General features: G+C 43.4%; 6 protein-coding genes. 2 read left to right on the forward strand and 4 right to left on the reverse strand.

Features of this window, described 5'->3' with window-relative positions; all coding sequences use genetic code 11:
* Positions 1 to 16 precede the first annotated feature (16 nt).
* Together HCG69_RS14590 and HCG69_RS14595 are read left to right on the forward strand one after the other, a co-directional pair.
* Positions 17 to 1,222, forward strand: a complete 1,206-nt coding sequence (locus HCG69_RS14590) for a glycoside hydrolase family 88 protein (protein ID WP_221650634.1) — start codon at positions 17 to 19, stop codon at positions 1,220 to 1,222.
* A 122-nt stretch (positions 1,223 to 1,344) separates the two neighbouring features.
* Positions 1,345 to 2,889: a sulfatase gene (locus HCG69_RS14595; RefSeq protein ID WP_221650635.1), complete on the forward strand. Its 1,545-nt coding sequence runs from the start codon at positions 1,345 to 1,347 to the stop codon at positions 2,887 to 2,889.
* A 239-nt stretch (positions 2,890 to 3,128) separates the two neighbouring features.
* On the opposite strand, the gene cysS is transcribed toward HCG69_RS14595, so the two are convergent.
* From cysS to HCG69_RS14615, 4 genes are all read right to left on the reverse strand, one after another.
* Positions 3,129 to 4,604 carry a cysteine--tRNA ligase gene (gene cysS / locus HCG69_RS14600; RefSeq protein ID WP_221650636.1) on the reverse strand — a complete coding sequence of 492 codons (1,476 nt, stop codon included), beginning with the start codon at positions 4,602 to 4,604 and terminating at the stop codon, positions 3,129 to 3,131.
* Between the two features lie 58 nt (positions 4,605 to 4,662).
* Positions 4,663 to 5,478: a Cof-type HAD-IIB family hydrolase gene (locus HCG69_RS14605; RefSeq protein WP_221650637.1), complete on the reverse strand. Its 816-nt coding sequence runs from the start codon at positions 5,476 to 5,478 to the stop codon at positions 4,663 to 4,665.
* Between the two features lie 329 nt (positions 5,479 to 5,807).
* Complete coding sequence (locus HCG69_RS14610; RefSeq protein ID WP_221650638.1) at positions 5,808 to 10,115, reverse strand: pectinesterase family protein; 4,308 nt, start codon at positions 10,113 to 10,115, stop codon at positions 5,808 to 5,810.
* A 154-nt stretch (positions 10,116 to 10,269) separates the two neighbouring features.
* Positions 10,270 to 13,317: a DEAD/DEAH box helicase gene (locus HCG69_RS14615; protein ID WP_221650639.1), complete on the reverse strand. Its 3,048-nt coding sequence runs from the start codon at positions 13,315 to 13,317 to the stop codon at positions 10,270 to 10,272.
* Positions 13,318 to 13,369 lie beyond the last annotated feature (52 nt).

A 13,369-nucleotide genomic window follows, 5' to 3' on the forward strand; every position in this document is an offset into this window, starting at 1 on the left:
TATAAATCCATGTATTATGAGAACTATTTTGAGTGCATTGGGGCTTTCCCTTCTGGTCTTGACGAGTTGTAACAGCCAAAAAACGGTTGAAAAGGACTTTATTCAGGATAACATAGACAATGCGGTAGCACAAAACACAATCCAGACCGATATCATTGAAAAGTCGGGTAAGATTTTAAATCCCCGTACAATTGATGAAAAGGGAAATATAGTCTATATCCCTATTGACGACTGGTGTTCGGGATTTTATCCTGGCAGTATGTGGCTCACTTATGAGCTGACCGGAGATAAGAAATGGTTGCCTCTTGCAGAGAAATATACAGAAGCTCTTGATTCAGTAAAGCATTTGAAATGGCATCATGACGTGGGCTTTATGATTGGATGCAGCTATCTGAACGGTTACCGTCTGGCTGATAAAAAAGAATATAAAGATGTAATTATTGAAACCGCCCGGTCATTGTCTACCCGTTTTCGTCCGAATGCCGGTGTAATTCAATCATGGGATGCTGATAGAGGTTGGCAAGGAACGCGTGGCTGGAAATGCCCCGTTATCATTGACAATATGATGAATCTGGAACTGTTGTTTGAGGCAACTGCTCTTTCGGGTGATTCTACTTTCTATAATATCGCAGTAAAACATGCCGATACTACCATGGCTCATCATTTCCGCCCTGATAATAGTTGTTATCATGTGGTTGATTATGATCCGGAGACGGGTGAAGTGCGTAAAAGGCAAACTGCACAAGGGTATGCTGATGAATCGTCATGGGCTCGTGGACAGGCATGGGCACTTTATGGATATACTACTTGTTATCGTTATACACATGATAAAAAGTATCTTGATCAGGCGCAAAAGGTGTATAATTTTATCTTTACCAATAAGAATATGCCGGAAGATCTTGTACCGTACTGGGACTTTGATGCTCCTAATATTCCGAATGAACCACGCGATGCTTCTGCTGCTTCCTGTACGGCTTCAGCTTTGTATGAGCTGGAAACTTATCTCCCGGGGAATAATTATAAGGCAACAGCCGATAAGATAATGGAAAGTCTTGGCTCGCCGGCTTATCGTGCGGCAGTGGGTACAAACGGTAACTTTATCCTGATGCACTCTGTAGGTAGTATTCCTCACGGTGCCGAGATTGATGTTCCGTTGAATTATGCCGACTACTACTTCCTCGAAGCGTTGATACGTAAAAGAGAAATGGAAGGGGGGAATTAATTAGTAGTTAAGTAGTCAAGTAGTTAAGTAGTAAGTAGAAGATAGTATCATACTTACTACTTAACTACTTGACTACTTACTACTTATTAACTACTTACTACTTATTAACGACTTATAGAGCTATGAACAATCGAGTAAACTTATTATTTGGCGGATTGAGTTTGCTTGCTTTGCAGGGTTGCAAAGCCCCGCAAGTAGAGCAAGCCGGACATCCCAATATTATCTATGTTTTTCCGGACCAGTATCGTAATCAGGCTATGGAGTTCTGGAATCAGGATGGATTCCGGGAGAAGGTAAACTTCAAAGGTGACCCCGTACATACCCCCAACCTGAATGCTTTTGCCCGCGAATCGGTAGTGCTGACTTCTGCACAGAGTAACTGTCCGCTGAGTAGCCCGCACCGGGGTAGTTTATTGACGGGTATGTATCCAAATAAAAGTGGTGTACCATTGAATTGTAACTCCAGTCGTCCTATCAGTTCACTGCGTGAAGATGCAGAGTGTATAGGCGATGTATTCTATAATGCCGGATACGACTGTGCTTACTTTGGTAAACTCCATGCTGACTTTCCTACACCTAATGATCCGGAGCATCCGGGAAAATATGTAGAAGAGCAGCGGCCGGTATGGGATGCTTATACTCCCAAAGAGAGGCGCCACGGTTTCAATTATTGGTATTCATACGGCACGTTTGATGAACATAAAAATCCTCATTACTGGGATACGGATGGCAAGAGACATGACCCTAAAGAGTGGTCACCTTTGCACGAGGCCAAAATGGTCGTTTCGTATCTGAAAAATGAAGGCAATGTACGTGATACAAAGAAACCATTCTTTATTATGGTCGGAATGAATCCGCCCCATAGTCCGTATCGTTCACTCAATGACTGTATGGAAGAAGACTTTGATTTGTATAAAGATCAGCCTTTAGATAGCCTTTTGATTCGTCCCAATGCGGATACAAAGATGAAGAAGGCAGAGTCTGCCCGTTATTATTTCGCCTCAGTGACGGGGGTAGACCGGGCCTTTGGTGAGATACTGGACGCATTGAAAGAGATGGGGCTGGATAAGAATACAGTCGTTATATTTGCTTCCGATCATGGTGAAACAATGTGCAGTCAGCGTACGGATGATCCTAAAAACTCTCCTTATGCGGAATCGATGAACGTTCCGTTCCTGGTGCGTTATCCAGGTAAGATTCAGCCACGTGTAGATGATCTGATGATTTCCTCACCGGATATCATGCCTACTTTGTTGGGATTGTGTGGCCTTGGAGACTCTATTCCGGCTGAGGTACAAGGACGTAATTTTGCTCCGTTGTTCTTCGATGAAAAGGCGGATATTGTGCGTCCCACAGGAGCTCTTTATATTCAGAATCTGGATGGAGAGAAAGATGAAAACGGATTGGTTGTGTCGTATTTCCCATCGTCAAGAGGTATTAAAACAGCACATTATACACTGGCTCTCTATATCGACCGTGATACAAAGCAGTTGAAAAAGAGTTTACTGTTCGATGACTTGAAGGATCCTTATCAGATGAATAACCTTCCGCTGGAAGAGAATCAGGAAATAGTGAAACAACTCTGTACAGAGATGGGGGCTATGTTGAAGGAGATTGATGACCCTTGGTATAGAGGACAGATACTTTCTGAACTGATTTCTTATTAATGATGGAATGTTTCATCTTGTTTTATCGGATTGAGAATTTTGTTTCAATACGTTGAGAAAGTTTTCTCAATAGGTTGAGAATTTTTTCTCAACAGGTTGAAACACTTGTTTCATATCGATTGAGAGTGTTGTTTCATATGTATTGAAACACTTATTGATAGGTATAAAGAAAGAGGTCAGAACCGTGATAACTACCGGTTCTGACCTCTTTCTTTTGCTTATATAAGGGGTAAGAGTGATTACTTATTCAATCTCCACTCAAATCCGTCTTTAGTATCTTTCACTTCAAATCCCAGTGCCGTGAGTTCATTGCGAATAAAGTCCGAAGTAGCCCAGTCTTTGTTGGCTTTCGCTTTTACACGCTGTTCCAGTAGCATATCAACCACTTTTCCATAGGCAGCTTCACGGCTATCTGATGCCCCTGCTTCTTCTTTCAGACCAAGAATTTCAAAACTGAACAGATGGAATGTCTCTTTCAACTCTTTCAGGTCTTCGGCAGATATGGTATCGTTGCCGGCAATGATATTGTTGATCATCCTGGCCCCTTCAAACAGGTTGGCAATGACAATCGGTGTGTTCATATCATCGTTCATGGCCTCATAGCATTTGGTGCGCAGTTCTTTTACATTTACTGAAGAACCGGTTGCGGGAACAATCTTTTCCAGATTGTCGATCGCTTCCAACAATCGCTGTAATCCTTTTTCTGATGCTTGCAGAGCCTCATTGCTGAAGTCTACCGTGCTGCGATAGTGTGCCTGCAAGATGAAGAAACGGATGGTCATAGGTGTATATGCCTGTGCCAGTAATTTGTGGCTACCGGTAAAGAATTCGTCCAGCGTGATGAAGTTGCCGAGAGATTTACCCATCTTCGTCCCGTTGATGGTAATCATGTTGTTATGCATCCAGTAATGTACCATATCGTCACCTTGTGAAGCAACAGATTGAGCAATCTCACATTCGTGGTGCGGGAATATCAGGTCCATACCTCCTCCGTGGATATCGAAATGTTCTCCCAGATACTTGCGTCCCATAGCTGTACACTCTGCGTGCCATCCGGGGAAACCGTCACTCCAGGGTGAAGGCCAGCGCATGATATGCTCCGGTTGTGCTTTCTTCCAAAGGGCGAAGTCGGCCGGATTATGTTTCTCGCTTTGTCCATCGAGGTCACGCGTAGTATTCAGTACATCGTCCAGGTTGCGTCCGGAGAGTTTACCGTAATGATAATCTTTATTGTATTTGGCTACATCAAAGTAGACGGAACCTTCGCTTTCGTAAGCATAGCCGGCTTCCAGGATTTTGCTAACCAGTTCAATCTGCTCTATAATATGTCCCGATGCGTGTGGCTCGATACTTGGCGGAAGGACGTTCAATGCATCCATCGCTTTGTGATAACGATTCAGGTAGTACTGTACCACTTCCATCGGCTCTAACTCTTCCAGGCGGGCTTTCTTGGCTATTTTATCTTCACCTTCATCGGCGTCATGCTCCAGATGGCCTACGTCAGTGATATTGCGTACATAACGTACTTTGTATCCCAGGTGTGTAAGGTAACGGAAAAGTACATCGAATGTGATAGCCGGGCGGGCATGTCCCAGATGGGCGTCTCCATATACGGTTGGTCCGCAAACGTACATCCCTACATGCGGAGCGTGTAAGGGTACGAACAGCTCCTTTTTCCTATCTAAAGTGTTGTAAATGGTCAGTTGATGTTCCATAACGTTTGAGATTTATTCAGTTTGAAACCACAAAGTTAGAATAAATAATTGATATTTCTTATTTTGCTGCTGAAAAGTATCTGTCTACGACAGCAGCTACACCGTCTTCGTCGTTGGAGAGAGTGATGTAATCTGCAGCTTTCTTTACCGGCTCCTGAGCATTGGCCATTGCTACTCCAAGCCCGGCAAACTTAATCATGCTAAGGTCATTATAACCATCGCCCACGGCTACCATGTCTTCCCGTTTCATGTCGAGCTTTTCCAATAATACGGTGAGTGATTGTGCTTTGTCGATGCCCAGTGGGACAAGTTCCAGAAAATAGGGTTCGGAGCGGTAAACACTGATCTGACCTTGTAACCGGATGGAAAGCTCGGACTCAACAGCTATGAGTTTGTCCGGGTCGCCTACGATCAGGCATTTAGGAACAGGAAGATGGATATCGGTCAGGAAGTCTGTACTTTTCCGCACCTCCATTTTGTTAAGGAAGGCTTCTTTCTTTACATATTCGTCTTCCGGGGTTTCGGTCACAATACATTCTTTGTCATAGGTCAGGATGGCAAGTTCATTTCTTTTGGCGCATTCGTATAGCTGGGGGATGACAGTATCCGGTAGTACATTTGCATAGAGTATCTCTTTGCTTTTCCAGTCAATGATTTCTCCGCCGTTGTAGGAGAGTATATAACCGTCGAACTGATTCATTTGCAGTTCATCGGCCAATGGAGCAATGCCGTAAGTCGGTCTGCCCGAAGCCAATACCAGCCGTGTACCTTGTTGTTGTGTTTGTATCAATGCTTCCCGGTTGCGGGGCGTTATTTCTTTTCGGGTATTGGTTAGTGTACCGTCAAGGTCGAGTACGAGGATTTTATAGTCCATCTTTCTGCTCAGTGTTTGATTTGAGGATGCAAAGATAATGTTTTCTGATTAGAAAGGAGCAAAATTCACCACAGAGTAACACAGAGTTCCACAGAGTTTAAATTTTTATTGAAACGCAGATGAACGCAGATTATCGCAAAGGAAAACAAATGTATGATAAAGAACTACAGTCTTTTAATCTTCGTTCATCTGTGCTAATCCGCGTTTCATCAGATAAATACTACTCTGTGGAACTCTGTGTTACTCTGTGGTGAAATACACTCAAAACCGTGTTAATCCGCGTTTTAATTAACCATCGTTTGCCGCACCGGAAGGTGCGGCAAGCACCACTATTTTACAAATTCTTTCACTGTTTCTATTGAACCGTCGCTATAGATGGTACGGAGGATGTTTAGTCCCTTCTCAGCTTTGTTAAGGCGGATACCGTTCACGTTGAAGTATTGACGTTCTACTACCTCTTTAGCTACAGTGCTCTGTTCGATACCGGTGGCATTACTGTTATTGGAAGGTTGTCCCAATCCACCCATTTGGTTGGCGGCGCGCACAGTAAATACATCATTATCGGTTGCATCTGCCGGGATGGCATAGCTGGTTTCATTTGTAAAGTCGATCACTTTTCCGTTTTTGCAGATAGCATAGCAGAATACATAATCGCTGGCATTCCAGGAGAGGGTAGAACCATTGACCGTCAGTATCGGGGCTGCTGCCTGTTCGGTTAATAAAGCCGGTTGCCAGGAGTCACTGCCACTCAATACATTCTCGATAGTAAAGCGGGATGCCTCTTCTTGAGTCAATACCGGGCTGTAAGGTATGCTTCCCCCTGTGTATTGAGTTTTACGGGCACTGCAATCAATAGCCATTCCGCTTTCGGTGTGGCTATTGTATTCAGCAAATAGTTTCGGGACAATTGTTTCACTCATGTCACTCCATCCTTCTGCTTTCGGAAGAACTTTCATGGTTGTGTTAATCCATACACTCATCGGAGCACCTTGCCAAGGACGTCCCAGGGCATAAGAACCTTTGTTTGCATCGTATCCGTCAATCGTACAATCATTGAATACATATCCCCATTCAGTATCACCTGCCGGAGCCGTGATACAGTTGCCCGAACGGTCTTCCAGATAAAGCAGTGTACGGTTGAAGAAGACATCGCCACCACCGCAGATAAAGTCTACCGTGCCATGAATTTCGCTGTCTTCAAAATACGAACGCATACGATTGTTGTTTGAGTAATATGTATCCTGATAGCTCAACATACGTACGTTTTTATATACGTTTTTGTTTCCTTTGTCTTGCAGGCAGACAGCACGTCCGGTACTTCCCTGATAATCATAATCGTTTTTCAGTGTGAGGTCCTGCATGTAGATATTTTCTCCTGTGGGGCGTAGGGTAGCTGACACGGAGATACCTTCTACCGGTGCTTCATTTACGATAACTGTGTTTTCCATGCTTTCACCGATCAGTGAAATGTTGGATTTCACGTCTGTCAGGCAAAGTTCTCCTAAATCGTAAATTCCATCGTGCAGGAAGATGCGGAAACGCTCTCCTGATGTAGAGGCTTCATTCCCTTTAGCCAGTGCTTCGAGCAGTTCTTCTGCATTGCTGACGATGGCGTCATACCTGCCCGGAGTCACTACCGGAGGTGCTATCGTTGTGAATTTGAGAGTGATATTCTCTTTTATCTTGTTATCGAAGAAGTCGGATATACTGTTGGCCGGCAATGTGAAAGTGTAAGTTGTATTGTAATCCAGACCCATGTATGGGAATGTAATGGTTCTGCCTGCTACAGACGGGGTCAGTGTTTTGTCTCCCAACGTTGCTACAGTTCCCTCAGCTATTTTCACTTTATTATCGAATGTCAGTACAATACGGCCCGTAGCAGAAACCTCCTCAGCATTGTTTGCGGGGAGAGAAGAGAGCAATAGGGGCGCTCTTCCCGGATCAACTCCTTTTTGTACTCCGGTGATGTAGATAGAACCGATTGCCGTACCATCATTTTCTGATGCGGTACCTACAATCTCAGAACTGTAATCGGGAATCCAACGGAGATACAATGATGCGGCATTATTACATGATTCGGGCAGTGTAGCTTCCAGCGGTGTCCATGCCTTAGCACCCGGTAGAGTAATGCGGGCTGCTTCTGTGTAGTTGGTTCCGTCCAGAGAGTATTCTAACTTCTGTACAGAATATGCGTTATAGTTGTACAGCATTCTGGAAGTTACCTTGATATCAATAAACTCAGAAGCATTTATACGGGTTTCATAGTAATATTTATCAGAGATGTTCTTCCAGTTTACAGCGGCAGATTCACCTTCGTAGTTCCCTGACTCTTTTGATTTGTCGAGCCATGCTTGAGTTGTTCCGTCTTCTTTGCGTAGAATGAGCGTTGTAGCTTCATTCTCACCTGTAGAAGCGAAGTCTGCCGGACGGCTGCTGTTGCCTTTCCGAACAAAATCCCATCCTACAATATAATCGGCAGCACTGTATACTGCAACGAACTCTTTGTCACTGTCCATTCTCACAGGAAGTTCATAACCCATCTCTCCGCTTTTCCAGTTCAGGAATGTGAGGATGTGGTTTTCTGTAGCAGTAAGAGTGACCAAGGTACCTTCTTCATACATGTTCTTACCATTTACAACAGTGGCATCAGGAGTGGCTGTTACCATGTAATTGTTTGCTCCGCCTTCTGCACTTGTTGCAAGTGAATAAGTAGCTACCGGTTCAAATACGGCCGTAATGACCATATTTTCGTTTAATGTTTGTTTGTAGGATGCTTCTGTAGAGAGAGTGTTTTCTGCTGCATCTGTCCATTTCACGAACTTGTAGCCGAAGTTCTTTCTAGCCGCCAGCGTTACTTCTGTACCTTCGTCATACTGGCTGCTGGATGGAGAAACGGATACATTTCCGGCTTCTTCGGGAGAAACTTTCGTTGCTAATGTTACTTGTTTGGCAGTAATTTCAACATTTGAGTAAATCTCCAGTTCGAACATATAAGCATTCTGAGTAGGAGCGAGGTTGGTCCAGCGGAGCTGTACGTTTTCCTCATTTATGGTGCATTCTACCCATACTCCCTTTGCCGGGTCGGCAAAGGCATCGGAGAGTACTACCCAATCGGTATCAGTTGCATTTTTCTTTTCCAGTTTGAATCCACGTTTACCACCGGTAGCTCCGTGGAAATAACGTACTTTAGTGATATTGCTGAATGCGGATGTTGTGATAACTCCGGACAGATTCTTTTCGGACATAGCGTATCCTGTCAGGTCACCGAATTTATCTACATTCTGTCCTTGTGGTGAAACGGTAACACCATTGAATGTGAAAGTCACTGCTTCGTTACTGAAAGTAGTTGTTTTTTCTACGCTTACATCACCGGAATTAGAAGAAACGGCTTCCCAGTCAGTGAAATCTGTAGCAATAACAGGACGTTCCTGAATATTGGACTCAGCTTTCGGATATACTATTTTGAAATATCTGAAGTATCCTCCGTCACCTATAACAATGTCAATTGTGTTATCACTACCTCCATACGTATAAGTTGCTATATTGCCGGACAATTGATAGTTTGTATCACCGGCAATTGTAGTGGTAGTAGTTGGATTATACGATTCGAGAGATATAACTGCGTTTTTAACAGCCGGGAAAGTAAGAGTAGTTCCTGCATTCATTTGTGCCCAATCTGTCCGGCCCACATTATTAATTTTACCGGGTTGGGTGTTGAAGTCGATTCTTACATCAATTACGTTACCATTAACTACGGCTTGTGATACATAAAAACCGGCTTTTCCTTCATAAGCCATTTCCGGCGCACCATTCTTTTGTTGAAAGTCCCAAACGATGGTTACTTCATCATCACGGTCTTCCAATGATACGGTGTTATCTGTAAATATAGGTATCAAAGCAAGGTCTGCTACTACTGTAACTTCTTCTCCCGGTTTGTAATTTAGAGTACCATCTGTCCATGCAGTAAGTGTCTTGCCTTCTACATACATTGTTCTGTTCAGAGGAAGAGTATAGGTTGCTCCTGTTTGTACTTCTGCTTCTGACGGAACTATTCCGGCATTACTATATTCGCCTGCTGAGAACGTTATTTTAGAGTTTGCAGGAACTTCATTAACTGCTTCAATAGCGAGATATGGGATGTAGTTACCTCCTTTTATTGAGAGAGTAGTTGGCTCTCCATTGTAATAAGCTTCGGCACAAGTCTGATCGTTGTGATAGCATTTCCCGTTGTTGGTATTCATAGTTGCCACTTTTGCCCCACCAGTATCCGTAATGGTGACGTCACTACCCCATGCACATGTACCGATAGAGATTTTCACCGGGCCTTGCACTTTTACGGTAGCTGTACCCGGATTGAAACCATGCTCGTTGCTATGATATTTGTAGTTGTTCAGTATGATATTGGCAGTTGCGTCGTCTGCTGCCACACGGGTTGGGGTGCCGTCTTCGGCAATGGCTATACCGAATGTTACCTGGGTTTTGTTGTTGATTTCTTCGTCGGATAGGAAATTTCCGTTCATCAAATTCAGCTTGATGTCTTTAAAACCGGAATCTCCTTCTGTCCTCGTTGAAGCCTTTGCAGATAAACTGCTTATAAGGCATACGAATACAAGAATGGTGTAATATACATTTCTCATAATACAAGAATGGATTAAAGTTAATACTATATTTCTGAGCGACGAATATAGTACAAACTGTAAACAAGGCGGTTACCTGTTTTCCGATTAAGTCAGATATTACACAAGATAGAACAGTTTGTCTATCTGTCCGGTTAAAAAATACAAGTCTGGTTCATTCCAGAAGCCCGATCCATTCCTGATCTGTCAGTACAGGCATCGACTCGCTGTCGGTGATAAATGTCTCGGCAAGTTTGCGTTTATCTTCTTGTAACCGGATGATTTTCTCTTCAATGCTGTCTTTGGTGATAAAACGGTAAGCAATGACCTGCTTATCTTGCCCGATTCTATGTGCGCGGGCAATGGCTTGTGCTTCGGCTGCGGGATTCCACCATGGATCAACGATAAATACATAGTCCGCTTGTGTAAGATTGAGTCCCACTCCTCCGGCTTTGAGAGAGATGAGAAAAGCACGTATCTCCTCTGTCTGAGAGAAGCGGGCTATTTCTTCCGGGCGATTGGTGGACGAACCGGTGAGGAGAGCGTATTGCCAGCCACGTTTGCGGAATTCTTCAGCGATCAGTTCCAGATGCTTTACGAAAGATGAAAATATCAACACTTTGTGCCCTTCACTGTAGAGAGTTTCATAGATGTCAATAATTTGTTCCAGTTTGCCCGATTCTGTGTTAGATTCGGGGAATATCATTCTGGGATGACATGACAATTGGCGTAGCCGGGAGATGCCATTGAGTACAGTGAGCTGTTGGTGCTGTTTTTTATTAAGCTGCAACAGTGTATTGCGCAGGCTGTTTTTCTCCTGTTGGTAAACTTCGTTTTGCTTTTTGGCCATATCACAGTAGATGATTTCTTCCGTGAGTGGTGGTAACTCGGGAGCAACTTCCCTTTTACTTCTGCGCAGGATGAATGGGGTGATGAGTTGGCGCAGGCGCAATTCCATACGGCTGGCTCCTTGCTTGATCGGGTTGATGAATTGTTTGGTAAACGCACTCTCATTTCCCAAAAGTTCCGGCTGAAGGAAGTGAAACTGTGCCCATAAATCTTTTAGTGAGTTTTCGATAGGTGTACCGGTCAGTACCAGTCTACGATGGCTGCGTAGTTGGGTGGCACATCGGAAAGTGAGTGAGTCGCTGTTTTTTATATTCTGGCTTTCGTCCAGTACGATGTATTCAAAGTTGTACTGACGAAGAATATTTATTTTATTGCGCATGGTACCATATGATACGAATATCAGTTGAAAGCGGTCGAAAAACTGTTCCGGGTGCCCTGATTTAAAATAACTGTTACTGTTAAATTCTGCCATTGACAGATTGGTAAAACGGGTCGCCTCACGTTTCCAGTTGTGCAACAGAGAGGTAGGAACAACGATGAGTGTACTCGGTTTTCTGGTGATCTTACTACTACTTGCCGAAATTATACAGCCAGGAAGCGTATTTTCTGCTGTTAAATCATCGAAAAGACTAAATTGCCCCATTCCATCGGAAGTGTGTGACTCCTTTTTTAACATGAAATTACACTCCTGCTTTACTTTGATTACACTTTCTTGTAAAGGATTAACACTTTTATCACCTTCTGCCGGATAGCTCTTATTGCTGTCAGCGTTATAGATCTGTTGTAATAAGGTGAGTGTCTGGAGTGTTTTTCCCAGACCCATATCGTCTGCAAGGCAACCTCCGAATCCTTGCTCATAGAGGTGCATCATCCATGCATATCCTTTATATTGGTAAGGACGTAACCGGGCTTTCAATCCTTTAGGGATTGGATATTCCTGTTGAGGCTGAAGAGGAAGGGGGGCTTTATGGGTATTACTTTCCAGAATAGAACTAACGACTCCTATATAGGGGTGCTTGACATAAATTGTTTTTCCGCGTGTCATACCTAGTTCCATCAGATTGGCGTACTTAGTGAACCACTCTTCCGGAAGTAAAATGATACGTCCGTCGGGGAGTGTATATTCATGCCTGTCTTCAAGAATGTGCTTGCGAAAGCGGCTGAAAGGGATACGTAGCTCACCGATGACAGCTGTGATGTGGAGCTCAAACCAATCCGGACCGTCATCAAAACTTTGCTCAATCCGGATTTCATCCAGACTATACGGCCTGTCTTGAATACCACTTGTCAGTACGAATGATTCCTGTAACATTGTACGGTGATGAGCGATCCATTCGTGGATACTTTTTTCCGGTACGTTTTCGGATAGTTTGAAGTGTGAATCGCTGATTGCTTCCAGTCCTGCATTCTGCAACAATTGTATTGCTTTCTTTTCAGTATCGGGAGTTCTCCTGAAATAACGTATGATACTTTTCCCTTCCAGTGTTTCCCGAAAAATGAATCTCCTTATTCCGTCAGCCGGTTGCGAACTGAATACTTGGTCTCCATAGCGGAAGTTTAATCGTAAGAGTGGCGTATTATAGATGGTATCTTCTATATATAGCAAGCATTCGCATATCCTCTTTTCTTTTTTGATTTCTAATCCTTGTACATCGATATTATGATAACGGGCTACAGGAATGAGGATGTTATCGATATACTTCTCCGTAAGCGAGGCATCTACACTGATGTGCGTTTTTCTGGTGAATGGCAAGAGGCGCGAACTCTCAATATGTTGAAATATATAGACTTCCATACCCAGTAATAATATAGCCGGATTAGAAGTTAGAGTAGTGACCGGTTTTAACTCAGTAAGAGGTATTGCTTTACCTTCATTATAACATTGCAACTGATAATTGAAAGACTGCTCGTTGACTTTAAATGAAAAGTGAACTTCTACATCCCTTTTGTTTATATGATATGCATGATGTGGATAGAGTAGTTTGCTGCGGCTTTGTTTTTGATATAAGGGTAAGTTATAGGTACGTATCAATTCCATCATCTCCTGTAACTTCTTCTCGATGAAAAGGCGGATATTTCTCAATTTTTCCGGTTCTTCGGTCAATCGGCGTAAGAATTTGGGAACGGTTTTATCCTTCGAGTAGACAGTCATCAGATATTTCTCTGTATAGTGTGAAGCTATTTCGATGGCCTTTTGTTCTGTTTTACTCATTTGTGCCATGGCCTTGGGAGACAGGTGGAAAGCTTGTTCTACTAAACAGAGTTCTTCTCTTTCAGAAGAACTTTCGGCAACGTATGGGAGGAGGAGCGTACCTAATGTCGGATGTTCTGAAAGGACAATGATGAATAGGTTATGTGATGATGATTCTCTCATTCTGTTTAGTTTGAAAGGGTAAAGATACGGGAATTTGTTTAATTTTGCGGCA

The organism is Bacteroides sp. K03 (assembly GCF_019734355.1).
GTDB lineage: Bacteria > Bacteroidota > Bacteroidia > Bacteroidales > Bacteroidaceae > Bacteroides > Bacteroides nordii.

What these genes read in the sequence shown, in the direction of transcription:
- HCG69_RS14590 (WP_221650634.1), top strand. Translation starts at nt 17, where the DNA reads ATGAGAACTATTTTGAGTGCATTGGGGCTTTCCCTTCTGGTCTTGACG.
- HCG69_RS14595 (WP_221650635.1), top strand. Translation starts at nt 1,345, where the DNA reads ATGAACAATCGAGTAAACTTATTATTTGGCGGATTGAGTTTGCTTGCT.
- cysS (WP_221650636.1), bottom strand. Translation starts at nt 4,604, where the DNA reads ATGGAACATCAACTGACCATTTACAACACTTTAGATAGGAAAAAGGAG.
- HCG69_RS14605 (WP_221650637.1), bottom strand. Translation starts at nt 5,478, where the DNA reads ATGGACTATAAAATCCTCGTACTCGACCTTGACGGTACACTAACCAAT.
- HCG69_RS14610 (WP_221650638.1), bottom strand. Translation starts at nt 10,115, where the DNA reads ATGAGAAATGTATATTACACCATTCTTGTATTCGTATGCCTTATAAGC.
- HCG69_RS14615 (WP_221650639.1), bottom strand. Translation starts at nt 13,317, where the DNA reads ATGAGAGAATCATCATCACATAACCTATTCATCATTGTCCTTTCAGAA.